Origin of the sequence: Streptomyces sp. NBC_00525 (assembly GCF_036346595.1) — a bacterium.
Classification (GTDB): Bacteria; Actinomycetota; Actinomycetes; order Streptomycetales; family Streptomycetaceae; genus Streptomyces.
The window spans coordinates 575,274-600,622 of the sequence record NZ_CP107834.1 but is presented as its reverse complement, the minus strand read 5'-3'; the positions used below and the strand labels follow the sequence as shown (position 1 = coordinate 600,622).

20 protein-coding genes are annotated in these 25,349 nt (G+C 72.5%); 7 read left to right on the top strand and 13 right to left on the bottom strand.

Annotation, left to right across the window (positions count from 1 at the left end):
* Positions 1-24: 24 nt before the first annotated feature.
* On the bottom strand, positions 25-1,263 hold the full coding sequence (locus OG710_RS02490) for a Mur ligase family protein (RefSeq protein ID WP_239222369.1): 1,239 nt from the start codon (positions 1,261-1,263) through the stop codon (positions 25-27).
* A 110-nt stretch (positions 1,264-1,373) separates the two neighbouring features.
* Between OG710_RS02490 and def the strand changes: the two genes are divergently transcribed.
* Positions 1,374-1,928 carry a peptide deformylase gene (gene def / locus OG710_RS02485; protein ID WP_330237884.1) on the top strand — a complete coding sequence of 185 codons (555 nt, stop codon included), beginning with the start codon at positions 1,374-1,376 and terminating at the stop codon, positions 1,926-1,928.
* A 6-nt stretch (positions 1,929-1,934) separates the two neighbouring features.
* Here the strand turns inward: def and OG710_RS02480 are convergent, their stop codons facing one another.
* The gene (locus tag OG710_RS02480) at positions 1,935-2,585 is read right to left on the bottom strand and encodes a TetR family transcriptional regulator (protein WP_330237883.1); all 651 of its coding nucleotides are present in this window, start codon (positions 2,583-2,585) and stop codon (positions 1,935-1,937) included.
* Positions 2,586-2,756: 171 nt separating this feature from the next.
* On the opposite strand from OG710_RS02480, the gene OG710_RS02475 reads away from it, so the two are divergent.
* A complete protein-coding gene (locus OG710_RS02475) occupies positions 2,757-3,983 on the top strand; it encodes an acyl-CoA dehydrogenase family protein (protein WP_330237882.1) in 1,227 nt (408 codons plus the stop codon).
* Between the two features lie 24 nt (positions 3,984-4,007).
* Here the strand turns inward: OG710_RS02475 and OG710_RS02470 are convergent, their stop codons facing one another.
* Together OG710_RS02470 and OG710_RS02465 are read right to left on the bottom strand one after the other, a co-directional pair.
* Positions 4,008-4,496 carry a glutathione peroxidase gene (locus tag OG710_RS02470; protein ID WP_330242139.1) on the bottom strand — a complete coding sequence of 163 codons (489 nt, stop codon included), beginning with the start codon at positions 4,494-4,496 and terminating at the stop codon, positions 4,008-4,010.
* Between the two features lie 35 nt (positions 4,497-4,531).
* On the bottom strand, positions 4,532-5,074 hold the full coding sequence (locus OG710_RS02465; protein WP_330237881.1) for a GNAT family N-acetyltransferase: 543 nt from the start codon (positions 5,072-5,074) through the stop codon (positions 4,532-4,534).
* A gap of 176 nt (positions 5,075-5,250) precedes the next feature.
* Here OG710_RS02465 and OG710_RS02460 point away from each other — a divergent pair, with 176 nt between their 5' ends.
* Entirely contained in the window at positions 5,251-5,685 is a 435-nt protein-coding gene (locus OG710_RS02460) for a DUF7144 family membrane protein (protein ID WP_330237880.1), read from the top strand.
* A 16-nt stretch (positions 5,686-5,701) separates the two neighbouring features.
* On the opposite strand, the gene OG710_RS02455 is transcribed toward OG710_RS02460, so the two are convergent.
* The 4 genes from OG710_RS02455 to OG710_RS02440 form a co-directional block, all read right to left on the bottom strand.
* A complete protein-coding gene (locus tag OG710_RS02455; protein WP_330237879.1) occupies positions 5,702-7,453 on the bottom strand; it encodes a cation:proton antiporter in 1,752 nt (583 codons plus the stop codon).
* A gap of 155 nt (positions 7,454-7,608) precedes the next feature.
* On the bottom strand, positions 7,609-8,307 hold the full coding sequence (locus OG710_RS02450) for a hypothetical protein (protein WP_330237878.1): 699 nt from the start codon (positions 8,305-8,307) through the stop codon (positions 7,609-7,611).
* 75 nt (positions 8,308-8,382) lie between these two features.
* On the bottom strand, positions 8,383-9,267 hold the full coding sequence (locus OG710_RS02445) for an acyl-CoA thioesterase (RefSeq protein ID WP_330237877.1): 885 nt from the start codon (positions 9,265-9,267) through the stop codon (positions 8,383-8,385).
* A gap of 17 nt (positions 9,268-9,284) precedes the next feature.
* Entirely contained in the window at positions 9,285-11,798 is a 2,514-nt protein-coding gene (locus OG710_RS02440) for a DEAD/DEAH box helicase (RefSeq protein WP_111334457.1), read from the bottom strand.
* A gap of 170 nt (positions 11,799-11,968) precedes the next feature.
* Between OG710_RS02440 and OG710_RS02435 the strand changes: the two genes are divergently transcribed.
* Entirely contained in the window at positions 11,969-12,760 is a 792-nt protein-coding gene (locus OG710_RS02435) for a metal-dependent hydrolase (protein ID WP_111334459.1), read from the top strand.
* Between the two features lie 75 nt (positions 12,761-12,835).
* Here OG710_RS02435 and OG710_RS02430 read toward each other — a convergent pair whose 3' ends face one another.
* Complete coding sequence (locus tag OG710_RS02430; protein ID WP_330237876.1) at positions 12,836-14,737, bottom strand: ABC transporter ATP-binding protein; 1,902 nt, start codon at positions 14,735-14,737, stop codon at positions 12,836-12,838.
* Positions 14,734-16,614 (bottom strand): ABC transporter ATP-binding protein, encoded by a 1,881-nt coding sequence (locus OG710_RS02425; RefSeq protein WP_330237875.1) that lies wholly within the window; start codon positions 16,612-16,614, stop codon positions 14,734-14,736. The genes OG710_RS02430 and OG710_RS02425 overlap by 4 nt, the downstream gene beginning before the upstream one ends.
* Positions 16,615-16,900: 286 nt before the next feature.
* Here OG710_RS02425 and OG710_RS02420 point away from each other — a divergent pair, with 286 nt between their 5' ends.
* Positions 16,901-17,665: a L,D-transpeptidase family protein gene (locus OG710_RS02420; protein WP_330237874.1), complete on the top strand. Its 765-nt coding sequence runs from the start codon at positions 16,901-16,903 to the stop codon at positions 17,663-17,665.
* A gap of 58 nt (positions 17,666-17,723) precedes the next feature.
* On the opposite strand, the gene OG710_RS02415 is transcribed toward OG710_RS02420, so the two are convergent.
* On the bottom strand, positions 17,724-20,657 hold the full coding sequence (locus tag OG710_RS02415; protein ID WP_330237873.1) for an FAD-binding and (Fe-S)-binding domain-containing protein: 2,934 nt from the start codon (positions 20,655-20,657) through the stop codon (positions 17,724-17,726).
* 59 nt (positions 20,658-20,716) lie between these two features.
* The gene (locus tag OG710_RS02410; RefSeq protein WP_330237872.1) at positions 20,717-21,160 is read right to left on the bottom strand and encodes a MarR family winged helix-turn-helix transcriptional regulator; all 444 of its coding nucleotides are present in this window, start codon (positions 21,158-21,160) and stop codon (positions 20,717-20,719) included.
* Positions 21,161-21,345: 185 nt separating this feature from the next.
* On the opposite strand from OG710_RS02410, the gene OG710_RS02405 reads away from it, so the two are divergent.
* Positions 21,346-23,151, top strand: coding sequence for an ABC transporter ATP-binding protein (locus tag OG710_RS02405; protein ID WP_330237871.1), 1,806 nt, complete (start codon positions 21,346-21,348; stop codon positions 23,149-23,151).
* A 33-nt stretch (positions 23,152-23,184) separates the two neighbouring features.
* Here OG710_RS02405 and OG710_RS02400 read toward each other — a convergent pair whose 3' ends face one another.
* The gene (locus OG710_RS02400; RefSeq protein ID WP_330237870.1) at positions 23,185-24,309 is read right to left on the bottom strand and encodes an NAD(P)-binding domain-containing protein; all 1,125 of its coding nucleotides are present in this window, start codon (positions 24,307-24,309) and stop codon (positions 23,185-23,187) included.
* 143 nt (positions 24,310-24,452) lie between these two features.
* Here OG710_RS02400 and OG710_RS02395 point away from each other — a divergent pair, with 143 nt between their 5' ends.
* Positions 24,453-24,875: a YjbQ family protein gene (locus OG710_RS02395; protein WP_330237869.1), complete on the top strand. Its 423-nt coding sequence runs from the start codon at positions 24,453-24,455 to the stop codon at positions 24,873-24,875.
* Positions 24,876-25,349: the final 474 nt, after the last annotated feature.

The window sequence follows — 25,349 nt, the reverse complement described above, 5'->3', positions numbered from 1 at the left end:
CTCCGGAGGGCTCCGGTGCCCGGGTCAGTTGCCGACACGACGGCGCAGATCCTGGAAGGCGGTGTAGTTGGCGATGACCTCGATGCGCCCGGGCGGTGCCTGCTGGACGGCCTCGTCGAGGTTCTCGCAGACCCGGAAGTCGAGTCCGGCCACCTCCAGACGGACCGCGAGGTCCAGCTTGCGGTCGCCGAGCACGAAGATCGGGTGGCCCGCGAGCTGCGTGTAGTCCACGTCCCACAGCCACGAGGTGTCCGTGCCGTCCGCGCCCCGCGCGTTCACGGAGAGGATCACCGGCGTGGGCGGCGGATCGATCAGCGAGAACGTCTCCAGCCAGCCCGCCGGGTTCTTCGCCAGCAGCAGCCGCAGCTCCCGGCCCAGGAAGTTCACCACGTCGTAGCGGCCCGCGACGGCCTGCACCTGGTACATCCGCTCCAGCGCCACCTGCGGCGGCACACCGAACACGGCGGCGACGGCCGCCGAGCTGGTGGCGTTGGCCTTGTTGGCCCGGCCCGGCAGCTGGAGGTGGATCGGCCACGCCGAACCGTGCGGGTCGAGCACGTAGTCGCCGTGCAGGACCCAGCTCGGCGGCGGCCGGCGGAAACCGCACTCGCCGCAGAACCAGTCGTCACCGGGGCGCTGCATGACACCGCCGCAGGACGGGCAGGACCAGGCGTCGTCCTTCCACGCCTGGCCGGCCGCGACCCACACCACGTTGGGGGAGGAGGAGGCCGCCCAGACGATCAGCGGGTCGTCGGCGTTGGCGACGATCACGGCCTTGGAGCCGGACAGGCCCTCGCGCCACTTCTCGGCCAGCATCCGCGTCTCGGCGGCCCGGTCCAGCTGGTCGCGCGAGAGGTTGAGCAGCGCGATCACCTTGGGCGTCGTGTCACGGGCGACCCCGGCCAGGTACTTCTCGTCCACCTCGATCACGCCGTACTGCGCGTCCGAGCCGCCGGCCAGCGCCGAGGTGATCCCGGCGGGCATGTTGGCACCGAGCGCGTTCGACACGACCGGGCCCGCGGCCCGCAGCGCCTCCGCGATCAGCCGGGTCGTGGTGGTCTTGCCATTCGTCGCCGACACGAGGATCACGTCCAGGTGCTGCGCCAGCCGCCCGAGCAGGTCGGGGTCGAGCTTGAGCGCCACCCGGCCGCCGATCACCGATCCGCTGCCCCGCCCGGCAGCCCGCGACACCGCCGCAGCGGCCTTGCCCGCCGTCACGGCCAGCCTGGCCCGCGGCGACAACGGCTCCGTGTTGCCTGCCATCGTCCTAGATCCTCCTTGCATCGGTCCGCCGCCCAGCCTATCGATGTCCGGCGCGATGACCGCACCGCGGCACCGTCCGGCCGGTAAAACCCCGGTGCGCGGAACGTACGATGACCGCCATGCGCAACCGTCCGATCCCCGGCAGCTCCGGAATCGTCCGCACCATGAGCCTGCTCGGCGACCCGGTCCTGCATGCGGCCTGCGAACCGGTCACGGAGTTCGGGCCCCCGCTCGCCCGGCTCGTCGAGGACATGTTCGCCACGATGTACGAGGCGCGGGGCGTCGGGCTGGCCGCCAACCAGATCGGGGTGCCCTCGCGGGTGTTCGTCTACGACTGCCCCGACGACGAGGACGTGCGCCACCTCGGCCATGTGGTCAACCCGGTCCTGGTGGCGGCGGACGGGGTCACCGTGCGCGGCTCCGAGGGCTGCCTCTCGCTGCCGGGCCTGGAGGCGGGCACCCCGCGCTTCGACCACGCGGTGGTCGAGGGCGTCACGGTGACCGGCGAGCCGGTCCGGATCGACGGCACCGGCTTCTTCGCCCGCTGCCTCCAGCACGAGTGCGACCACCTCGACGGGCAGGTCTACACCGACCGGCTGACCGGCCTGCGCCGCGCCCGCGTGCTGCGCGCGGCCCGCCGGGCGCCGTGGAGCCGTACGGCCTGACCCGGATCAGAAGCCGGGGCCGTCCGCCCGGTCGCTCGCGGCGGCCAGCCTGCCCCAGAGCAGATCGGCGAGGCTGCGCACCAGCTGCTCCCGCGAGCACGGGCGCTCGCCGAGCCACCAGTCGCCCGCCGCGTGCATCATGCCGACGATCCCGTGGCCCCAGATCCGGGCCATGGCCTCGCTGTCCGGGCCGAGGTCCACCCGCTCCGCGATGACGGCGGCCAGCTCCTCGCCGAGGCGGCGCAGCAGCGGCGCGGAGTGCCGGCCCACGTCGAAGCCCTGCTCGGAGGAGGGGGCCGCGTCGTCGGAGGGGTGCATGAGGAAGCGGTAGACCTGGGGGCGGGCCTCGATCGCCGCGAGATAGGTGTCGAGCGTGGACTCGACCCGGGCGCGCCGGTCGGCGGGGGCGTCGAGCGCGGCGCGCAGGGCGCTCAGCAGGGCGTCGGTGTGCCGCTTGGCGAGGGCGCGGTAGAGCCCGCCCTTGTCGCCGAAGTGCCGGTAGAGGATCGGCTTGGTGATGCCCGCCTCGGCGGCGATCGCGTTCATCGAGGCGCCGGGGCCGTCCCTGAGCACCACGCGGTCGGCTGCCTCCAGCAGCTCCCGACGGCGGCGTGCGGCCGTGGTCCGCTGGCGCTCGGCCTGTCGTGTGGTCTCCATGTCGTCTCTCCCACCCCTGACCGTGCCTGTCCGTCGTGCCTGCGCAACGTAACACCCCGTCCGGCGCGGCGCGGGTGGCGTCTCATGTGGTTGACAGAGGCTACTTACCGGTAACAGACTGTTGTTACCGCAAGTAACGACGCGTTTCGAGGCAGCACCGTGGAGGGGAACATGGCCGAGTTCACGCTCGAGCTCAACGACGACCAGAAGCAGGTCCGTGACTGGCTCCACGGTTTCGCCGCGGACGTGATCCGGCCGGCCGCCGCGGAGTGGGACGAGCGTGAGGAGACGCCCTGGCCCGTCATCCAGGAGGCGGCGAAGGTCGGGATCTACTCCCTCGACTTCTACGCCCAGCAGTTCTTCGATCCTACGGGCCTCGGCATCCCCATGGCGATGGAGGAACTGTTCTGGGGCGACGCCGGCATCGCCCTGTCGATCGTCGGCACGGGCCTGGCGGCCGTGGGCGTCCTCGCCAACGGCACCGAGGAGCAGATCGGCACCTGGATTCCGCAGATGTACGGCGACGCCGACGACGTGAAGGTCGCCGCGTTCTGCTCCTCCGAGCCCGACGCCGGCTCCGACGTCGCCTCGATGCGCACCCGCGCCGTCTACGACGAGGCCAAGGACGAGTGGGTGCTCAACGGCACCAAGACCTGGGCGACCAACGGCGGCATCGCCAACGTCCATGTGGTCGTCGCGGTCGTCGACCCCGAGCTGGGCTCCAAGGGCCACGCCTCGTTCATCGTCCCGCCGGACACCCCCGGCCTCTCCCAGGGCCAGAAGTTCAAGAAGCACGGCATCCGCGCCTCGCACACCGCCGAGGTCGTCCTGGAGGACGTGCGCGTACCGGGCCACTGCCTGCTCGGCGGCAAGGAGAAGCTCGACCAGCGCCTCGCCCGTGCCCGCGAGCGCGCCGCGTCGGGCGGCGAGCGAGTGAAGAACGCGGCGATGGCCACCTTCGAGGCGTCCCGCCCGGCCGTGGGCGCCATGGCCGTCGGCACCGCCCGCGCGGCGTACGAGGTGGCGCTGGACTACGCGAAGACGCGGACCCAGTTCGGCCGCCCCATCATCGACAACCAGGGCGTCGCCTTCCAGCTCGCCGACATGCGCACACAGATCGACGCGGCGCGGCTGCTGGTCTGGCGCGCCTCCTGGATGGCCACCACGGGCAAGCCGTTCGAGTCCGCCGAGGGCTCCATGTCCAAGCTGTACGCGAGCGAGACCGCCAAGAAGGTCACCGCGCAGGCCATCCAGATCCTCGGAGGCAACGGCTACACGCGGGAGTACCCGGTCGAGCGCATGCACCGGGACGCCGCGATCTACACCATCTTCGAGGGCACGAGCGAGATCCAGCGCCTGGTCATCGCCCGTACCCTCTCCGGCCTGCCGATCCGCTGACCGGGCCGGGCCCGGCCGCGCCGCTCAGGCGGGCAGCTGGGCCTCGATCGCGGCCAGCAGCTCCGGGGCGTCCGGTTCCGTGCGGGGGCGGAACCGGGCGACCGGCTCGCCCGCCGGCGAGAGCAGGAACTTCTCGAAGTTCCACTGGACGTCCCCGGCCTCGCCCGCGCCGTCCGCGAGGCGGGTCAGCTCGGTGTACAGGGGGTGCCGGCCCGCGCCGTTGACCTCGGTCTTCTCCAGCATCGGGAAGGTCACCCCGTACGTCGCCGAGCAGAACGTGCCGATCTCCTCCGCGCTGCCCGGCTCCTGGCCGCCGAACTGGTTGCACGGCACGCCGAGCACGGTCAGACCGCGGTCCCCGTACTCCTTCTGGAGCCGTTCCAGACCGGCGTACTGCGGGGTCAGCCCGCACTTGGAGGCGACGTTCACCACCAGCACCGCCCGGTCGCGGTAGGCGCCCAGGGTGGTCGGCTCGCCGGTGAGGGTGTGCAGCGGGATGTCGTACAGCGTCATCGGTGTCTCCTCGTCGGTGTCTTCCCGCGCCATTCTCACCCCCGGAGGCCCTCCGGGACGACGCCGACCGCCTTGTAGTAGAAGGTCGTCGGTTTCAGGACCCCGGCCGGGTCGGACGCGTAGTCCGGGACCGAACCGCACCGGGTCCAGCCCGCCGCGCGGTACAGCCGCTCCGCCGGACTGCCGCTCTCGGTGTCCAGGACCAGCAGCGTGATGCCGTCGTCCGCCGCCGCGTGCTCGACCGCGGCCAGCAGCGCCCGGCCCAGGCCCCGGCCGCGCGCCGAGGGACGGACCATCAGCTTGGCCACCTCCGCGCGATGGCGGGCGTTGGGCAGCGGCGAGGGAACCAGGCCGATCGTGCCCGCGACGCGTTCCCCGTCACGGGCGAGCCACACCCGCAGTCCGCCCGCCTCCACGGCGGCCGCCCGCCCGCGCCACCACTCGGCGGCGGCGTCCCGGTCCAGGGGGGCGAGGAAGCCCACGGACGATCCGCCGGCCACGGTCTCCACCAGCAGCGCGGCCAGCTCGTCGGCGTAGGTGACCAGCTCGGGGCCGGACACCGGGACGATCTCGGTCATGGGGCGGTCCTTCCACGGGTTCGTGATCATAACGCCGGCTCCCATGAGGCGGGGCCGCCACCCGGCCCCCCGCCCGCCGTGCTGCCGGACCCGCCCGCCCGTGCCACGCTGGAAACGGAATGCCCGGCTCCGGACCTGCTTCCGCCGGGCGGCCGTGCCAGCGAAGGAGGCCCGCAATGGCCAGCACCGGCAGCGCACCAGCGGCGGCACCCGGCACCGACGGATCACACCATCCCGCCCGCACGGGCTGGACCGTGTTCGCCGCGATCCTGATGATCTTCGGCGGCGCGATGGCGATCTTCCAGGGCATCGCAGCCATCGCCGAGGACGACGTCTTCGTCGCCACGCGCAACTACGTCTTCCAGTTCAACCTGACCGGCTGGGGCTGGATCCATCTTATCGTCGGCATCGTCATCGTCCTGGCCGGCTGCGCCCTGTTCAGCGGTGCCCTCTGGGCGCGGGTCGTGGGCGTGATCCTGGCCGGGCTCGGTGCCCTCGCCAACTTCCTGTGGCTGCCGTACTACCCGCTCTGGTCCATCGTGCTCATCGCCATCGACGTCTTCATCATCTGGGCGCTCTGCGCGAGCCCGGACCGCCCGGCGAGGGCCTGACACCGGCCGGGGCGCCTCACGCCTCCCGCAGCACCACGAGCGTGTCGCCCGGAACCGGCTCCGGGCGACCGCCGTCCGTCACCACCTCCAGCCGGCCCTCCACGCCCACCACGAACAGCACCCGCTCGTCCGCCGGCAGCGGACCGTCCGCCGTCCGCGTCACCACCCGCGCCCCGGCCTCGTACTTCGCGTCGATGTCCGCCCGGGTGAGCCCCGGCCCGAACAGCGCGTCGCCCCCGGTGTACGGGGCCAGCACACCGTGGCTCGCGGACGGCGGGGCCAGCCGGCCGACCGTCCCCTCGACGCTCTCCCGCAGCGTCACCGACGCCAGCGCGTTGAAGTCGTCCTCGCCGGTAAGCAGCAGCACCGAGGTGATCCCCTCCAGCTCGGCGCCCGCCCCGGTCGCCGAGGCGAACAGCTCACCGGGGGCCAGCGAGAGACCGGCCGCCTCGATCCGCGCCCGCTCCTCGTCCGCGCCCGCCCACATCAGCACGTCCAGCCCGGCCGCCCGCAGGGCGCACGCCGCGTCCACCACCCAGGGCGCCCCGCCCACCAGCAGCGGCCGGGACCGGGCGGGCCGCAGCACCCCGAGCCGCCGCGCCACCGGGAACGCCGTCAGCCCGTAGAGCATCACCGTCGCCACGATCACCACGAAGGTGGCGGGCAGGATGCGTTCGGCCCCGGCGACGTGGTGGTCGGCGAGTTCGGCGGAGAACGTGGAGGCGGTGGCCGCGGCGACGATGCCCCGTGGTGCCATCCAGCCGATGAACCACCTCTCCCGGCCCGGCACATCGGTGCCCATCGCCGCCAGATGCGCGACCAGCGGCCGGGTCACCAGCACCAGCAGGGCGACCAGCGCCAGCGACGGCAGCACCACGTGCCGCAGCGACGCCGGGGTCACCGTCGCCGAGATGGAGACGAACAGCAGCCCGATGATCAGCGAGACCAGCGTCTCGAAGAACGGCCGACGCGCCGGCAGGTCCAGACCCGGCAGGTTCGCCATGGCCATCCCCATGACCACGGCCGCGATCAGTCCCGTGTCGTCGCGCAGCGCGTCGCAGCCGGCGGCCACCCCGATCACGGCGGCCAGTTGCGCCGACGTCGCCAGCTCCTCGCTGAGCCGCGCCCGCCCCAGCAGCAGCCACAGCACCGCCGCCCCGGCCGCCCCCGCAGCCACCCCCAGCACCGCGCTCGCCAGGAAGTGGACGAGCCCGTCGCCGAACCCCGGCCGGTTGCCCGCGAGGACCCCGTGGAAGACGAGCGCGCCCAGAATCCCGCCGACCGGGTCGATCAGCGAACCCTCCCAGACGAGGATGCGCCGCAGCCGCTCGGTGGGCCGTACGAAGGAGAGCAGCGGCCCCACCACGGTCGGGCCGGACACCACGAGGATGGCGGCCAGCATGACCGCCGACTGCGCCGACATGTCCAGCACCGGCACGGCGAACAGCGCGGCCGACACCACCGTCAGCAGCACCCCCAGCCACAGCAGCCGGATCACCACCCGCCGGTTGTGGCCCTTGAGCCGCTTCAGGTCCAGCCCCAGCCCGGCGTCGTAAAGGATCACCGCCACCGCGAGCGACACCAGCGGCGAGAAGGCGGAGCCGAGCAGCAGCTGCGGATCGACGTCGTCGGTGACCGCCCCGGCGATGAACCCCGCGGGCAGCAGCACGAGCAGCGCCGGCACCCGCAGCCGGCTCGCCAGCAACTGCGAACCGACCGCGAGGACCACGATCAGCCCGAGGCCCGCGTACACCTGATCCGCCGTCATCGACCCGCCTCCTCAGCCGCGCACCCGGACGCCGGACGGGGCCCGCACGCAACGCGCGCGACCACCTTCCGCGCCCCCGCGCCCCACGCCCGCCAGGGCTCGCCCCGACCGGCGTACTCACCCGGAGGGATCGCCCGGACGGACCAGCGGGTGCCTCACTCGGGCCGGTTGTCCCAGGGCATGCCCAGCCAGCTGTCGAACGACAGGACCAGGGCGCTGAGGGCGGCAGCCAGACGCTGGTCCACCCACCGCGCGTGCACGAGGACCTCGCCGTCCGCCCGGAACTCCAGCGGCGTCTCGCCCCCGGCCCGCCAGAAGATGCGCCGGGGCCCGCGCGGCACGTCCCCGCCGCCTCCCACCACGCAGGCCACCCCGAGCGCCGGCCACAGCGGGAACAGCAGCCACCACACGTACCACCAGAAGATCCGGCCCTTGAACCCCACGGCCTCCGGGCAGCCTGTCTGGGTGACCGTCCAGCGGGTCCGCAGCCCCCTGCCCGCGCACGCCTTCTCCCGTACGACCGTGCCGAGGACCTCGCCGTGACCGCCCAGCACCTGGTACGAGGACACCCCGTCACCCGCCGAGACCGTGACCACCGTCGCCAGCCGGGCACGGCGCTGTGCGTCCGCCCACAGCACGAAGGAGCGGGCCCCGGCCTTGCGAGCGGCGAGGTAGGCCGGTACGCCGCCCGGCGGCAGCTCCCGCTCCAGATGGGCCAGCACGCGCGGCGCGTCCGCCGGCTGCTCCTCGATGTGGACGACATGGCTGAAGGGCGAGGCCGGAGATCGCGCCGCCACCCGCTTCCACGCCTTCTTCCCCGTGGCGACGGGACTCACCTTCAGGGTGGTGGCCACCTGCGCGCTCCTCCGTTGTGATGACCGGGAAGTCGAACAGTAGTCAGCCGCCACCGGCGCGACGACGCCGGTCCGTCACGCGGACGGGGCGCCGCCCAGCCGCCGGAACAGGCCCTCCTGCACCACCGACACCAGCAGGTTCCCCGCCCGGTCGTAGATCCGGCCGCGCGCCAGCCCCCGCCCGCCCGTCGCGACCGGCGACTCCTGGTCGTACAGGAACCACTCGTCCGCCCGGAACGGCCGGTGGAACCACATCGCGTGATCCAGCGAGGCAAGGTCGTAGCCGCGCGGCCCCCACAGCGGCTCCACCGGGATGCGGACCGCGTCCAGCAACGTCATGTCACTCGCGTACGTCAGCGCGCACGTGTGCACCAGCGGATCGTCGCCCAGCGGCCCCACCGCACGCATCCACACCGCGCTGCGCGGGTCCGCGTCCTCGATCTCCTCGCGCGTCCAGCGCAGCCGGTCCACATAGCGGATGTCGAACGGCTGGCGCCGTGCCATCCGCTCCAGCGCCTCCGGCAGCCCGCCCAGATGCTCGCGCACCTCCTCGGCGACCGTCGGCAGCTCCTCCGGGTCCGGCACCGCACGGGCCGGCGGCAACTGGTGCTCGAACCCCGCCTCCTCCGGCCGGTGGAACGACGCCGTCAGATTGAAGATCGTCCGGCCCTGCTGCACCGCCGTCACCCGGCGCGTCGTGAACGACCTGCCGTCCCGGACCCGCTCCACGTCGTACACGATCGGCACACCGGGACGCCCCGGCCGCAGGAAGTACGCGTGCAGCGAGTGCACCGGCCGGTCCCCGTCCGTGGTGCGGCCCGCCGCCACCAGCGCCTGCCCCGCCACCTGGCCGCCGAAGACCCGCTGCAACGACTCGTCGGGGCTGCGGCCCCGGAAGATGTTCACCTCGATCCGCTCCAGGTCGAGCAGATCGACCAGACGCTCGGCCGGATTCGCCATGCCGTCGTCCCCCGCGCTCACAACTGGCCCACGGACGTGACCCGCACGACCGCCCGGCCCTCCTCGTCGGACGCGGCGAGGTCCACCTCCGCGCTGATGCCCCAGTCGTGGTCGCCGTTCGGATCGGCGAACGTCTGCCGCACCCGCCACACCCCGTGCCGCGCGTCCTCGTCGATCTTCAGCAGCTTCGGGCCGCGCGCGTCGGGGCCGGTGCCCAGCTCCTCGTACTCGTCCCAGTACGCGTCCATCGCCTCGCCCCACGCGTCCTCGTCCCAGCCCGCGTCGGCGTCCAGCTCGCCCAGCTCCCGGACCCGGTCCAGCGCGGCCAGCTCCACCCGGCGGAACATCGCGTTGCGCACCAGCACCCGGAACGCGCGGGCGTTCGCCGTGACCGGCTTGACCTCGTCCGCCCGCTCCTGCGCCTGCTCGGCCGTCTCCACCTCCGGATTGGCCAGCTGCTCCCACTCGTCCAGCAGACTGGAGTCCACCTGACGGACCATCTCGCCCAGCCAGGCGATCAGATCCTCCAGATCCTCCGACTTGAGGTCGTCCGGAATCGTGTGCTCCAGCGCCTTGTACGCGCTCGCCAGATACCGCAGGACGATGCCCTCGGTCCGCGCCAGCTCGTAGTTCGAGGTGAACTCCGTGAACGTCATGGCCCGTTCGTACATGTCCCGGATCACCGACTTCGGCGACACCGGATGGTCACCCACCCACGGGTGGCTGCGCCGGTAGACGTCGTACGCGTGCCACAGCAGCTCGCTCAGCGGCTTCGGGTACGTCACCTCCTGGAGCAGCTCCATCCGCTCCTCGTACTCGATGCCGTCGGCCTTCATCTGCCCGACCGCCTCACCGCGCGCCTTGTTCTGCTGCGCGGCCAGGATCTGGCGCGGATCGTCCAGCGTCGACTCCACCACCGAGACCATGTCCAGCGCGTACGACGGCGAGTCCTGGTCCAGCAGCTCGAACGCGGCCAGCGCGAACGTGGACAGCGGCTGGTTCAGCGCGAAGTCCTGCTGGAGATCCACGGTCAGCCGCACGATGCGCCCCTCCGCGTCCGGCTCGTCCAGCCGCTCCACCACACCGCCGTCCAGCAGCGACCGGTAGATCGCGATGGCCCGGCGGATGTGCCGCAACTGCGCCCGGCGCGGCTCGTGGTTGTCCTCCAGCAGCCGCCGCATCGCCTCGAAGGCGTTGCCCGGCCGGGCGATCACGGACAGCAGCATCGTGTGCGTCACCCGGAAACGCGAGGTCAGCGGCTCCGGATCGGACTGGATCAGCTTGTCGAACGTGCTCTCCGACCAGGCCACGAAGCCCTCGGGGGCCTTCTTGCGGACGACCTTCCGCTTCTTCTTCGGGTCGTCACCGGCCTTCCTGACCGCCTTCTCGTTCTCGATGACGTGCTCGGGGGCCTGCGCGACGACGAAGCCCGCCGTGTCGAAGCCCGCCCGCCCGGCCCGGCCCGCGATCTGGTGGAACTCGCGCGCCCGCAGCGTCCGCACCCGCGTGCCGTCGTACTTGGTGAGCGCGGTGAACAGCACCGTGCGGATCGGCACGTTGACACCGACGCCCAGCGTGTCCGTCCCGCAGATCACCTTCAGCAGCCCCGCCTGCGCCAGCTTCTCCACCAGCCTGCGGTACTTGGGCAGCATCCCCGCGTGGTGCACCCCGATGCCGTGCCGCACATAGCGCGAGAGGTTCTGGCCGAACTTGGTGGTGAAACGGAAGTTGCCGATCAGATCGGCGATCCGCTCCTTCTCCTCCTTGGTGCACATGTTGATGCTCATCAGCGACTGCGCCCGCTCCACCGCCGCCGCCTGCGTGAAGTGCACGATGTACACCGGCGACTGCCGGGTCTCCAGCAGCTCGGTCAGCGTCTCCGTGATCGGCGTCAGCCGGTACTCGTAACTCAGCGGCACCGGACGCGTCGCCGACCGGATCACCGACGTCGGACGGCCGGTGCGCCGCGTCAGATCCTCCTCGAACATCCGGACGTCGCCGAGCGTCGCCGACATCAGGACGAACTGCGCCTGCGGGAGTTCGAGCAGCGGGATCTGCCAGGCCCAGCCGCGGTCCGGCTCCGCGTAGAAGTGGAACTCGTCCATCACCACCTGGCCGATGTCCGCGTACTTCCCGTCACGCAGCGCGATCGAGGCCAGCACCTCGGCGGTGCAGCAGATCACCGGGGCGTCGGCGTTGACCGAGGCGTCCCCGGTCAGCATGCCCACGTTCTCCGTACCGAACAGCTTGCACAGGTCGAAGAACTTCTCCGACACCAGCGCCTTGATCGGCGCGGTGTAGAAGGTGACCTTGTCCTGCGCCAGCGCCGTGAAATGCGCACCCGCCGCGACCAGGCTCTTCCCGGAACCGGTCGGCGTCGACAGGATCACGTTGGCCCCGGACACCACCTCGATCAGCGCCTCCTCCTGAGCGGGATAGAGGGTGATCCCCTGCGTCTCGGTCCAGGACGAGAAAGCCTCGAAGAGAGCGTCGGGATCGTCGGTCGGGGGGAGCTGATCGATAAGGGTCACGCCCCCATCTTGCCTGCCTTCCACCCCGATGAGGGAACCGGACGGCGGCCGGAAGATCACGGACGATACGCTGCCCTCTCAACTCGGCCGCACCGCAACGGCAGTGGCCGCACCGCGCGGCCGGCACCGGCGGGCGCGCTCGGCGACACGTAACGGGGGGCTCGACAGCCATGATGGGACCGGCACACTCACTGTCAGGAGCAGCGGCCTGGCTGGGGGTGGGCGCCGCGGCGGCCGCCGCGGGCCACACCATGCCCTGGCCCGTCCTCGTCGTCGGCGCGCTCATCACCGCGGGCGCGGCCCTCGCCCCCGACCTCGACCACAAGTCCGCGACCATCTCCCGCGCCTTCGGACCCGTCTCGCGCGCCCTGTGCGAGATCGTCGACAAGCTCTCGCACGCCGTCTACAAGGCCACCCGCATGCGCGGCGACTCCCACCGCAACGGCGGCCACCGCACCCTCACCCACACCTGGGTGTGGGCCGTCCTGATCGGCGGCGGCGCCTCCGCCCTGGCGATCACCGGAGGCCGCTGGGCGGTCCTCGCCATCCTCTTCGTCCACCTCGTCCTCGCCGTCGAGGGGCTGCTGTGGCGGGCCGCCCGCGTCTCCAGCGACGTCCTGGTGTGGCTGCTCGGGGCCACCAGCGCCTGGATTCTCGCCGGCTTCCTCGACAAGCCGGGCAACGGCGCGGACTGGCTGTTCAGTGCTCCGGGCCAGGAATACCTCTGGCTCGGGCTGCCCATCGTGCTCGGCGCCCTCGTCCACGACATCGGCGACGCGCTGACCGTCTCCGGCTGCCCGATCCTGTGGCCCATCCCGCTCGGGCGCAAGCGCTGGTACCCGATCGGGCCGCCGAAGGCCATGCGCTTCAAGGCCGGCAGCTGGGTCGAGATCAAGGTGCTGATGCCGGTCTTCATGATCCTCGGAGGAGTCGGCGCGGCCGCCGCCCTGAACGTCATCTGACCGCAGCCCACGCTCCCGGACGACCCGGCCGCGGACGGCGGGCCGCTCCGGCACGGCCGCCGCCCCCGGAACCCGTCAGCCGTGCCAGGAGCGCCAGAGCGCCGCGTACGCCCCGTCCGCCGCCACCAGCTCGTCATGGCTGCCCAGCTCGCTGATCCGGCCCTGCTCGACCACGGCGATCACGTCCGCGTCGTGTGCTGTGTGCAGCCGGTGGGCGATCGCCACCACCGTACGGCCGTCCAGCACCCGGGCCAGGGACCGCTCCAGGTTCCGGGCCGCCCGCGGATCGAGCAGCGACGTCGCCTCGTCCAGGACCAGCGTGTGCGGATCGGCCAGCACCAGCCGGGCCAGCGCGATCTGCTGGGCCTGCGCCGGAGTGACCACCAGACCCCCGGACCCGACCTCCGAGTCGAGCCCGTCCGCCAGCGCCCGCGCCCAGCCGTCCGCGTCCACCGCGGCCAGCGACGCCCACAGCTCCGCGTCCCCGGCGTCCGCCCGCGCCAGCAGCAGGTTGTCCCGCAGCGAGCCGACGAACACATGGTGCTCCTGGTTGACCAGCGCCACATGCGACCGCACCCGCTCCGTCGCCATCCGCGACAGCCGCGCACCGCCGAGCGTCACCTCACCGGCGCGCGGGGCGTAGATCCCCGCCAGCAGCCGGCCCAGCGTCGACTTGCCCGCACCGGACGGCCCGACCAGCGCCAGGCGCGTACCCGGCGCGACGTCCAGCGACACCTTGTGCAGCACGTCGACTCCGTCCACGTACCCGAAGCGCACCTCGTCCGCCCGTACGTCCCGGCCGTCCGGGGACACCGAGGCGTCGCCCGCGTCCGGCTCGATCTCCCGCACGCCCACCAGCCGCGCCAGCGACACCTGCGCCACCTGCAACTCGTCGTACCAGCGGAGGATCAAACCGATCGGGTCCACCATCATCTGGGCGAGCAGCGCGCCCATGGTCAGCTGCCCCACCGTGAGCCAGCCCTCGATGACGAACCAGCCGCCCAGCAGCAGGACCGCGCCGAGGATCGTCGCGTACGTGACGTTGATGACCGGGAAGAGCACCGTGCGCAGGAACATCGTGTACCGCTCCCACGCGGTCCACTGCCGGACGCGCAGGTCCGAAAGACCGACCCGGCGCGCCCCCAGCCGGTGCGCCTCCACGGTCCGGCCCGCGTCCACGGTCTCCGCCAGCATCGCCGCGACGGCCGCGTAACCGGCGGCCTCCGAGCGGTACGCCGAGGGAGCCCGGCGGAAGTACCAGCGGCAGCCGATCAGCAGCAGCGGCAGCGCGACGAGCACCGCGAGGGCCAGCGGGGGAGCGGTGATCGTGAGGGCGGCCACGAGCAGCCCCACCCACACCACGCCGATCGTCAGCTGCGGCACGGCCTCGCGCATCGCGTTGGCGAGCCGGTCGATGTCGGTGGTGATCCGGGACAGCAGATCGCCCGTGCCCGCCCGCTCCAGCACGCCCGGCGGCAGCCGCACCGACCGCACGAGGAAGTCCTCGCGCAGATCGGCGAGCATTTCCTCGCCCAGCATGGCGCTGCGCAGCCGCATCGTCCGGGTGGCCACCGTCTGCACGACGAGCGCCAGCGCGAACACGGCGGCGGTGCGCTCCAGATGCAGGTCGGAGACCTCGTCGGACAGGTCCTCGACGACGCCGCCCAGCAGGTACGGGCCCACGATGGACGCGGTCACCGCCAGCGTGTTGAGCAGCGTCACCACGATGAACGGCCTGCGGTGGCGCCGCATCAGCTCCAGGACGTACGCCCGTACGGTCATGGGCCCGGCGACCGGCAGGGTGGTGGCGGTCTCGGGGGCCGCCGGGTCGTGGGCGGGGGGCTGGTGGACGGGCGGATGGGGAGCGTAGCCGGTGGGGGCCGGGGGATTCTCTTCCGGCGGCTGCTGGGCCGGTTGGCTGCGGGTCGGTTGGCTGCGGGCCGGTTGGCTCCGGGGCGGTGGGGCGACGCCGCTCATGCCCGTTCCTCGACTTCCTGTTCGGTGCTTACGCCCTCGCTCCGCTCGGGTGCGGCGTCGGGCTCCTTCTCGTCGTCGGTGTCGCGGGCCACGACGGCCCGGTACCGCTCCTCGGTGCGCAGCAGCTCGCGGTGCGTACCGACCGCGACGACCGTGCCGTCGTGCACCAGCGCCACCCGGTCCGCCAGGTCCAGCAGCAGCGGCGAGGAGGAGAACGCGACGGTCGTACGGTTCGCGCGCAGCTCCCTGACGCCCGCCGCGACGCGGGCCTCGGTGTGCGAGTCGACCGCGGAGGTGGGCTCGTCGAGGACGAGGACGTCCGGGTCCGCCAGCAGCGACCGGGCCAGGGCGAGCCGCTGGCGCTGGCCGCCGGAAAGGGACCGGCCGCGTTCGGTGATCCGGGTGTCCATCGGCTCGCAGTCCGGGTCCGGCGACGCCTGGGCCAGCGCGGCCAGTACGTCGTCGCACTGCGCGGCGGACAGCGCCTCACCGGCCGCCACCCGCCCGGACGAGGGCACGTCGAGCAGTTCGCGCAGGGTGCCGGAGAGCAGCACCGGGTCCTTGTCCTGGACCAGCACGGCGGCCCGCGCCACGGACCGCTCCACCTCGTCCAGCGCCACGCCGCCCAGCAGGACGGAGGGCGGGGCGTCGGTGCCGTCGCTGTCCCCGTTGCCGTCGCCGTCGCCGTCCGCGTTGCCGTCCCCGGCCTCGGACCCGGTCTCGCTGGGCAGGGCGTGGCCGCCGAGCCGGTCCGCCAGCCGGCCCGCCTCGTCCGGGTCGCCGCACACCACGGCGGTGAGCCGGCCCTGCGGGGCCAGCAGCCCGGTGACCGGGTCGTACAGATCGCCGGACGGGGCGGTGGTGACGGTGGCCGGCCGGGTGGTGCGGCTCAGCCCCAGCACACGCACCGCGCGCTGCGCCGAGGGGCGGGAGAAGGAGTAGGCCATCGCGATCTCTTCGAAGTGACGCAGAGGAAACAGCATCAGGGTGACCGCGCTGTACACCGTGACCAGCTCGCCGACCCCGATCTTGCCGTCACGGGCCAGCGCGGCGCCGTGGACGACCAGGGCGAGCAGCAGCAGCCCCGGCAGCAGAACCTGCACGGCGGAGATCAGCGACCACATCCGGGCGCTGTGCACCGCCGCCACCCGAACCTCCTGCGAGGCCCGCCGGTACCGCTTCAGGAACAGCTCCTCGCCGCCGATGCCGCGCAGGACCCGCAGCCCGGCCACGGTGTCCGAGGCGAGCTCGGTGGCCCTGCCGCCCTTCTCCCGCTGCACGTCGGCCCGCCGGGTGGCGCGCGGCAGCAGCGGCAGGACGGACAGGGCGAGGAACGGCATGGCGATCGCCACGAGGACGCCCAGCGACGGCAGGTAGACGACGAGCCCCACGCTGATGACGACGAGCACGGTCGCGGCGGCGATGAAGCGGGAGAGGGACTCCACGAACCAGCCGATCTTCTCCACGTCACCGGTCGACACCGCGACCACCTCGCCCGCCGCGACCCTGCGCGTCAGCAGCGAACCCAGCTCCGCCGTCTTGCGGGCGAGCAGCTGCTGGACCCGCGCGGCCGCGGTGATCCAGTTGGTGACGGCGCTCCGGTGGACCATGGCGTCGCTCACCGCCGTCGCCACGCCCAGCAGCGCGGTCAGCGCGCCCGCCAGCGCGAGCCGGCTCCCGGACCGGTCGACGACCGCCTGGACGGCGAGGCCCACCGCGAGCGGATACCCCGCGATCGAGCACTGGTGCAGCAGCCCCCACAGCAACGCCTTGACCTGGCCGCGCAGCTGATTGCGGCCCAGCCAGAGCAGGAAGCGGGGGCCCGAACGGACGTCGGGATCGCCGGGGTCCGGATACGGAAGATCGCGAATGTGCATGACATCCCAAGGGATCGGAAGGACCGGGCCCGCCGAGGCGCCGAGCGCGCGCCGGGACAGCGGTCCGTCACCTGCGGGGGTACGCGGGCGGGGGAACCAAACCGTGCCAGCTTCGCCCGCCACCGGGGAACCGGCAAACGGTTTTATGCGGATGCGCGTGCATACGGTCCCCGGCCGCCCGGCCTGCGGACCGTTGCCCGCCCGGACGGGTAAAGATTCGGCACGCTTTCACCGGGCGGGCCGGGCACGGGCGAGCGGGCCCCGCACCGGGTGCGAGCATGGACGGATGCGTATAGCCGGTGCGGTACGAGTGGTGGCCTCGGCGGCCGCCTGTGGTGTCCTGCTCACGACCCTGACGTCCTGCGGGGGCGACGGGAACGACGGCGCGAAGAAGAGCGGCGCCGCCAAGCGGTCCGCCGCCGCGAAGGGCCACGCCGCGAAGGGCCACGCCGAGCCCCCGACCACCGGCCTCAAGCGCATCCCCGACGTCGGCGACCGGCTCCAGTCGCAGATCCCGGCCGACTCCCGCCAGGTCGTCGCCGTCTACGGCGCCGGAAAGAACTCCGCGGACTCCACCGTCGTGCTCTACACCAAATCGGGCTCCACCTGGGACAAGGTCGCGGGCTGGAAGGGCCACAACGGCAAGAAGGGCTGGACGGCCGACCACCACGAGAACGACAAGCGCAGCCCGGTGGGCGTCTTCACCCTCAGCGACGCCGGCGGCGTGCTCGCCGACCCCGGCGCCCGCCTCCCGTACACGCGGACGCCCTCGATCCAGGCCCCGCACTACTGGCCCCAAACCCACTGGCACGACTTCGACTACGTCATCGCGATCGACTACAACCGCGTCAAGGGCACTCCCCCCAACGACCCGACGCGCCCCCGGGGCCAGACCAAGGGCGGCAGCATCTGGCTCCACATGGACCACGGCAGCGGCACCTCGGCCTGCGTGAGCGTGTCCAAGGAGGCCATGGAGAAACTGCTGCGCACCCTGGACCCGAAGCAGCACCCGGTCGTGGTCATGGGCGATCGCGCGAGCTTGCGCGCCTGACAGCCGCGAGCTTGCGCATCTGACGGCGTGGGTCCGGCCCGCCGCACTCCCGTTCCGCTCAGGCGGGGCCGGGGCGTGTCGCCCACTCCAGTTCCATCAGCGCCGAGTGGTACGAGCGGCCCGTCGCCCGGTCCATGCCGATCTCGCACATCCGGTTGGCCGAGAGATACGCCTCGTACGCGCGGGACCGCACCTCGGCGGCCTCCTTCGCCGTCGCGGACGCGGTCAGCTCCTTGTGCAGCATGCCGCGGTCGCCCGCGAAGCCGCAGCACGCGGCGTCGTCCGGGATCACCGCCTCGTCCGCGCAGGCCGCCGCCACCGCGTGCAGCCGGTCCACATCGGCGAGATGCTCCATCGAACAGGTCGGATGCAGCACGGCCGAACCCCTCGTCCGCAGCACCGTCAGCTCAGGAAGCAGTTCGTCCGCCGCCCAGACCAGCGAATCGGTGATGGTCAGCTCGCCGTGCAACTCCCGGTTCTCCTCGGTGAGATACGGGACCACCTCCTGGGCGATGCCCAGCGTGCACGACGAGGCGTCCACCACCAGCGGCAGCTTCCCGCCGCCGGTCCAGCCCCAGGCGGCCTCCACGATCCGGTTGGCCATGACGGCGTTACCGGCGTCGTAGCCCTTGGAGTGCCAGATGGTGGCGCAGCAGGTGCCGTTGACGTCGTCCGGAATCCATACGGGCCTTCCCGCCCGGGCCGACACGGCGCCCACCGCCTGCGGCAGCGACGGGCCGCGATACCCGTCCGGGCTGCCGAAGATTCGGTTCACACAGGCCGGGTAGTAGACGGCGCTCGCCCCCGCCCTGCGGGTCGGCGGCAGCTTCCGGGGGGCCGCGCCGGGGATCTCCGGCAGCCACTCCGGGACGAGGTCCGGGCGCACCGCCCGGCGGGCGAGCCGGGTGACCCCCTGGAGCAGCCGGTCGTCGATCCTGCTCGCCGCGGCCACCGCCAGCCGGGCCGCCGTCTCCGCCGCGCCGAAGTGCCGGGCGGCGAGCGCGGCGATGCGCTCCTCGCGCGGCGAGTGCCGCTGATGGCGGAAGCCCTTCATCATGGCGCCGGTGTCGATGCCGACGGGGCAGGCGAGCTTGCAGGTGGAGTCACCTGCGCAGGTGTCCACGGCGTCGTAGCCGTAGGAGTCGAGGAGGTTCGTCTCGACGGTGGAATCGACGGGCTGGCGCATCATCTCCCGGCGCAGCACGATGCGCTGGCGCGGCGAGGTCGTCAGATCGTGGCTGGGACAGGTCGGTTCGCAGAAGCCGCACTCGATGCACGGGTCCGCGACCGGCTCCACCCTCGGAATGGTCTTCAGCCCGCGCAGATGGGCCTTCGGATCGCGGTCCAGGACGATCCTCGGGGCCAGGACCCCGTCCGGGTCGATGACCTGTTTGGTGCGCCACATCAGCTCGGTGGCGCGCGGACCCCACTCCAGCTCCAGGAAGGGGGCGATGTTGCGGCCGGTGGCGTGTTCCGCCTTGAGCGATCCGTCGAACCGCTCCACCGTCAGCCGGCAGAAGTCCGCCATGAAGGCGGCGTAGCGCTCGACGTCGGCCGGGCGCGCCGCGTCGAACGCCAGCAGGAAGTGCAGGTTGCCGTGCGCGGCGTGGCCGGCGACGGCGGCGTCGAAACCGTGTTCCGCCTGGAGCGCGAGCAGTGCCTCGCAGGCGTCCGCCAGCCGGGACGGGGGGACGGCGAAGTCCTCCGTGATCAGCGTCGTGCCCGAGGGGCGGGAGCCGCCGACCGCGGTGACGAACGCCTTGCGGGCCGTCCAGTAGCCGGAGATCGTGGCCGCGTCACGGGTGAACTCGTTGGTCACTGAGGTCACCGGCCGGACCAACTCCAGCCGCCGCACCACCTCGGCCGCCGCCCGCTCGTACGCCTCCTGGCCGGCCTCGTCGGGGGCGCGGAACTCCACCAGCAGCGCCGTGGTCTCCTTCGGCAGCCCGGCCCAGTCGGAGGGGACGCCCCGCACACTGACCGAGGCGCGCAGGGTGTTGCCGTCCATCAGCTCGACGGCCAGGGCACCCGCCTCGTTGAACAGCGGCACGGCGGCCGCGGCGGCGGTCAGCGAGGGGAAGAACAGCAGCGCGGTGGAGATCCGGCGGTCCAGCGGCAGGGTGTCGAAGACGACCTCGGAGATGAAGCCGAAGGTCCCCTCGGAGCCCACCATGAGACCGCGCAGGATCTCCACCGGGGTCGAACCGTCCAGGAACGCGTCCAGCCGGTAGCCGTTGGTGTTCTTGATCTCGTACTTGGCCCGGATGCGGGCGGTGAGCGCGGCATCCGCCTCGATCTCGGCCTTGAGCGCCAGCAGCCCTTCGCACAGCCGAGGCTCGGCGCGGGCCAGTTCCTCGTCGGCCGCCGGATCGCCGGTGTCCACCACGGTCCCGCTGGGCAGCACGAACGTGAGCGAGGAGACGGTGCGGTACGAATTGCGGGTGGTGCCCGCGGTCATGCCCGAGGCGTTGTTGGCGACGACCCCGCCGATCGTGCAGGCGATGGCACTGGCCGGGTCGGGGCCCAGCAGCCTGCCGTACCGGGCGAGGGCGGCGTTGGCCCGGAGAACCGTCGTCCCCGGCCGGATACGGGCACGGGCGCCGTCCGCCAGGACCTCGACGCCCGCCCAGTTCCGCCGGACGTCCACCAGAATGTCCTCGCCCTGCGCCTGGCCGTTGAGGCTCGTACCGGCGGCGCGGAAGACGACGCTGCGCCCCCTGCCGTGCGCGTACGAGAGAATCGCGGAGATGTCGTCGATGTCCTCCGGGACGACCACCACCTGGGGCACGAAGCGGTACGGGCTGGCGTCGGAGGCGTACTTCACCAGGTCGGAGACCTTCCAGAGCACCTTCTCGGCGCCGAGCAGGGCGGTCAGCTCGGAGCGCAGCGGCTCCGGCGTGCCCCCGGCCCGCTCATCGGGGACGCGGTCGTGGGAGGGCGGGCGCACCGCGGCGGGGCGCAGCGTGTCGGGGTCCGGCTCCAGCAGCGGCATGGTGGCTCCTCCTCGGCGGCTTCGCGGTCCGGCGGCCCGTCGCCGCGTCCCGTTGCAGGTCAGCAGCGGCGCTCCGGCATCCCGTTGACCAGGGCGGTCAGCAGGCCGCCGAGCTCCTCGCGCTGGTCGGCGGTCAATGGAGCCAGGATCTCCTCTGCGGCCGCCCGGCGCGCGTCGCGCAGCGAGCGCAGCGTGGCGACGCCCTCGTCCGTGATCTCGATCCGGACGACCCTGCGGCTGGCCGGATCGGGGATGCGGCGGACCCGGCCACCGGCCTCCAGCGCGTCCACCAGGGTGGTGACGGCGCGGGGGACCACGTCGAGGCGCTTGGCGAGATCAGCCATCCGGGGCGGGCCCTCGTAATGCGCGACGGTGCGCAGCAGCCGGAACTGCGCGGGCGTGATGCCGATCGGCTCCAGCTGGCGGCTCTGGATGCGGTGGAGCCGCCGCGTCAGCCGCAGCAGTTGTTCGGCGAGCAGGCCGTCGGGGTCGGGGGAGTCCATGGCGCAACCGTATCAGGACTCCGCTCATTGTGAATAGAGGTAACAATGAGCTATGCTCTCTTTCGGCTCGACCGTCGAGGACGCGGTTACCGCCTCCGGACGGCCCTGCCCGCACCCCGCGCCGGGTGTGCCGCCGTTGCGGCCGCGCCCGACGCCCCGTTGCCGCACGCCCGACGAAGGAGCCCATGAAACCCGACGCACCCACGTGGACACCCCCGCCCCGGGACGGCAGTCAGCCGCCCGCCGACGTGCGCCGCATCCTGCGCCTGTTCCGCCCGTACCGCGGCCGCCTCGCGGTGGTCGGACTGCTCGTCGGCGCCTCGTCGCTGGTGTCGGTCGCCTCGCCGTTCCTGCTGCGCGAAATCCTGGACACCGCCATCCCGCAGGGGCGCACCGGACTGCTCTCGCTGCTCGCCCTCGGCATGATCCTCACCGCCGTGATGAACAGCGTCTTCGGTGTTCTGCAGACCCTCATCTCCACCACGGTCGGCCAGCGCGTCATGCACGACCTGCGCACCGCGGTCTACGCGCAGCTCCAACGGATGCCGCTCGCCTTCTTCACCCGGACCCGCACCGGCGAGGTCCAGTCCCGGATCGCCAACGACATCGGCGGCATGCAGGCCACCGTCACCTCGACGGCGACCTCCCTCGTCTCCAACCTCACCGCCGTCGTCGCCACCGTCGTCGCCATGCTCGCGCTCGACTGGCGACTGACCGTCGTCTCGCTGCTCCTGCTGCCGGTCTTCGTCTGGATCAGCCGCCGTGTCGGCCGGGAACGCAAGAAGATCACCACCCAGCGCCAGAAGCAGATGGCCGCCATGGCCGCCACCGTCACCGAGTCGCTGTCCGTCAGCGGCATCCTCCTCGGCCGCACGATGGGCCGTTCCGACTCGCTGACCCGCGGCTTCGCCGAGGAGTCCGAGCGGCTGGTCGACCTCGAAGTGCGCTCCAGCATGGCCGGACGGTGGCGGATGTCCACGATCGGCATCGTCATGGCCGCCATGCCCGCCGTCATCTACTGGGCCGCCGGCATGGCCCTGCAGTCCGGCGGCCCCGCCGTCTCGATCGGTACCCTGGTCGCCTTCGTCTCGCTCCAGCAGGGCCTCTTCCGCCCGGCCGTCAGCCTGCTCTCGACCGGCGTGCAGATGCAGACGTCCCTCGCGCTCTTCCAGCGCATCTTCGAGTACCTCGACCTCACCGTGGACATCACGGAGCCGGAGAACCCGGTCCACCTGGACAAGATCCGGGGCGAGGTCCGCTTCGAGCACGTCGACTTCAGCTACGACGAGCAGAGCGGCCCCACCCTCAGCGATGTCGATGTGACCGTGCCCGCCGGCGCCGCACTGGCCGTCGTCGGCCCCACCGGCTCCGGCAAGTCCACCCTCAGCTATCTCGTGCCCCGCCTGTACGACGTGACCGGCGGTCGGGTCACCCTCGACGGGGTCGATGTGCGCGACCTGGACTTCGACACCCTGGTCCGCGCGGTCGGCGTCGTCTCGCAGGAGACCTACCTCTTCCACGCCTCGGTCGCCGAAAACCTGCGCTTCGCCAAGCCCGACGCCACCGACGAGGAGATCGAGGCCGCAGCCCGCGCGGCCCAGATCCACGACCACATCGCCTCCCTGCCCGACGGCTACGACACCCTCGTGGGGGAGCGCGGATACCGCTTCTCGGGCGGCGAGAAGCAGCGCCTGGCCATCGCGCGCACCATCCTGCGCGACCCGCCGGTGCTGATCCTGGACGAGGCCACCAGCGCGCTGGACACCCGCACCGAACATGCCGTCCAGGCCGCGATCGACTCCCTGTCCGCCGGACGCACCACGATCACCATCGCCCACCGGCTCTCCACCGTCCGCGACGCCGACCAGATCGTCGTCCTCGACGGCGGCCGCACGGCGGAGCGCGGCACCCACGAGGAACTGCTCCGACTGGACGGCCGGTACGCGGCGCTGGTCCGTAGGGACACGGAGATGGCCCCGATGGCCGGCTGACCGGCCCACACGGGCCGCCCCGCCCTCCGGCCTCTAGACGAACACGGGCTCCTCGGCGGCCGGGGCAGCGCCGGACGCGCCCGTGCCCCCCACGGCTTCCCCGCGCCCGCGCCCCAGCAGCTCCAGGACCGCCCGCACGGCGGACCGGCCGGCGCGGTTGGCACCGATGGTGCTGGCGGAGGGCCCGTAGCCGACGAGATGGATACGCGGATCACGAACGGCCCTCGTGCCCTCGACGCGAATACCGCCGCCGCGCTCACGCAGCCGGAGCGGGGCGAGATGGTCGACGGCAGCGCGGAAGCCGGTGGCCCAGAGGAGGACGTCGGCCTCGACCACGCGCCCGTCGTCCCAGGCCACACCCGTCGGTGTGATCCGGTCGAACATCGGCAGCCGGTCGAGCACCCCCGACTCGCGGGCCCGGCGAATCGCGTCGTTGACGGGCAGCCCGGTCACGCTCACCACGCTCTGCGGCGGCAGGCCGCGTCGGACCCGCTCCTCCACCATCGCCACAGCGGCCCGGCCCTGGTCCTCCCCGAACGGCCCCTCCCGGAACACGGGCGGCCGGCGCGTCACCCAGTGCGTCTCCGCCGCCACCTCGGCGATCTCCATCAGATGCTGCGTGCCGGAGGCCCCGCCGCCGACGACGACCACGCGCTGCCCGGCGAACGCGCCCGGACCGGGGTAGCCGGACGTGTGCAGTTGCCGGCCACGGAACGTCTCCTGACCCGGATAGCGCGGCCAGAACGGCCGGTCCCAGGTCCCCGTCGCATTGATCAGCGCGCGCGTGGCGTACAGCCCCTCGGAGCTCTCGACGAGCAGCCGGCCCCCGTCGCCCTCACGCACGGCGTCCACGTCCACCGGCCGGTGCACGCGCAGCCCGAAGGTCCGCTCGTACCGGTCGAAGTACGCGCCGATCACCTCCGACGAGGGCCGCTCGTCATCCGCCCCGGTCAGCTCCATCCCAGGCAGGGAGTGCATCCCGTGCACCTTGCCGTACGTCAGCGACGGCCACCGGAACTGCCATGCGCCGCCGGGCGCCGGCGCATGGTCCAGGACGACGAAGTCACGGTCCGGCTCCAGCCCGCCGCGCCGCAGATGGTAGGCGGCGGACAACCCCGCCTGACCGGCCCCGATCACCACGACGTCCACCGACCGCATCCCAAAATCGTTCACGCTTCTACCAACTACGGAGCACCCGAGGAACTTCCCCCACCCTCCACCGAGCGACCGCCCCCTCCCTCCGACGCGCAGCGCCCACACGGTCAACGGCTCCGCCCGCCGATGACGGCAGGATGTTCCCCATGTCTGCTGCCTTCACCACCACCGTCCTCCACCTCACCACCGGCTCCACGGAGACCGTCACCGACCTCACCCCGGACTGCGAACAGTTCCTCGCCCGCGCGGCGGCCGGCCGCGACGGCCTGCTCAACCTCTTCGTCCCGCACGCCACCGCCGGAATCGCCATCCTGGAAACCGGCGCCGGCAGCGACGCCGACCTCCTGTCGGCCCTCCACACCCTGCTCCCCGCCGACGACCGCTGGCAGCACCGCCACGGCACCCCCGGCCACGGCCGCGACCACGTGGTCCCAGCCCTGATCCCCCCACACGCAACCCTCCCGGTGATCGCGGGCCACCTGGAACTGGGCACCTGGCAGTCGGTATGCCTGGTGGACACCAATAAGGACAACGCCAACCGTCAAGTGCGGCTGAGCTTCCTGGGCTGACCAAGATCGCTCAGCCGGGGCGTGCCGCAGATGCGCGCTCGAACGACGAGAAGAAATGCGCGGCACGGACCTCAACGCGGTCGAACGACCCTACGACGGGTGCGGCAAGTGCCTGCTCGGAGTGCGGCGACTGTCGCGCGTGAAGCTGGCGACGTCGTCGCCTGAGCGTCAGCGAGAGAACGTGCTCACTGCCGCCGAATCCGTCGGGGCGCACATCATCGGCTGGGCGGACGACTGGGAGGTCTCCGGCGCCACGGATCCCGCGAGGAACTCCAAGTCTCAGGGCCGGTCCGTACGCCAGGCGCCTGCCCCGTCGCGGCGGGCTCTCGGCTGAAGCCCGGCATGACGAGTCAACACCCCGCCACTTGTGCGCGCTGACCAACGAGGCAGGCGGGCACTGCCGGGGGCTCGCTCGGCCCGCGGTCGCTGATTGAGGCAAGGGCTGCCTCTGAAAGGAAGTGCTCGAGTAGTTTT

Excerpts from the sequence above, each read along its gene's own strand:
- OG710_RS02490 (WP_239222369.1), bottom strand. The coding sequence starts at position 1,263 with ATGGCAGGCAACACGGAGCCGTTGTCGCCGCGGGCCAGGCTGGCCGTG.
- def (WP_330237884.1), top strand. The coding sequence starts at position 1,374 with ATGACCGCCATGCGCAACCGTCCGATCCCCGGCAGCTCCGGAATCGTC.
- OG710_RS02480 (WP_330237883.1), bottom strand. The coding sequence starts at position 2,585 with ATGGAGACCACACGACAGGCCGAGCGCCAGCGGACCACGGCCGCACGC.
- OG710_RS02475 (WP_330237882.1), top strand. The coding sequence starts at position 2,757 with ATGGCCGAGTTCACGCTCGAGCTCAACGACGACCAGAAGCAGGTCCGT.
- OG710_RS02470 (WP_330242139.1), bottom strand. The coding sequence starts at position 4,496 with ATGACGCTGTACGACATCCCGCTGCACACCCTCACCGGCGAGCCGACC.
- OG710_RS02465 (WP_330237881.1), bottom strand. The coding sequence starts at position 5,074 with ATGACCGAGATCGTCCCGGTGTCCGGCCCCGAGCTGGTCACCTACGCC.
- OG710_RS02460 (WP_330237880.1), top strand. The coding sequence starts at position 5,251 with ATGGCCAGCACCGGCAGCGCACCAGCGGCGGCACCCGGCACCGACGGA.
- OG710_RS02455 (WP_330237879.1), bottom strand. The coding sequence starts at position 7,453 with ATGACGGCGGATCAGGTGTACGCGGGCCTCGGGCTGATCGTGGTCCTC.
- OG710_RS02445 (WP_330237877.1), bottom strand. The coding sequence starts at position 9,267 with ATGGCGAATCCGGCCGAGCGTCTGGTCGATCTGCTCGACCTGGAGCGG.
- OG710_RS02435 (WP_111334459.1), top strand. The coding sequence starts at position 11,969 with ATGATGGGACCGGCACACTCACTGTCAGGAGCAGCGGCCTGGCTGGGG.
- OG710_RS02430 (WP_330237876.1), bottom strand. The coding sequence starts at position 14,737 with ATGAGCGGCGTCGCCCCACCGCCCCGGAGCCAACCGGCCCGCAGCCAA.
- OG710_RS02425 (WP_330237875.1), bottom strand. The coding sequence starts at position 16,614 with ATGCACATTCGCGATCTTCCGTATCCGGACCCCGGCGATCCCGACGTC.
- OG710_RS02420 (WP_330237874.1), top strand. The coding sequence starts at position 16,901 with ATGCGTATAGCCGGTGCGGTACGAGTGGTGGCCTCGGCGGCCGCCTGT.
- OG710_RS02415 (WP_330237873.1), bottom strand. The coding sequence starts at position 20,657 with ATGCCGCTGCTGGAGCCGGACCCCGACACGCTGCGCCCCGCCGCGGTG.
- OG710_RS02410 (WP_330237872.1), bottom strand. The coding sequence starts at position 21,160 with ATGGACTCCCCCGACCCCGACGGCCTGCTCGCCGAACAACTGCTGCGG.
- OG710_RS02405 (WP_330237871.1), top strand. The coding sequence starts at position 21,346 with ATGAAACCCGACGCACCCACGTGGACACCCCCGCCCCGGGACGGCAGT.
- OG710_RS02400 (WP_330237870.1), bottom strand. The coding sequence starts at position 24,309 with ATGCGGTCGGTGGACGTCGTGGTGATCGGGGCCGGTCAGGCGGGGTTG.
- OG710_RS02395 (WP_330237869.1), top strand. The coding sequence starts at position 24,453 with ATGTCTGCTGCCTTCACCACCACCGTCCTCCACCTCACCACCGGCTCC.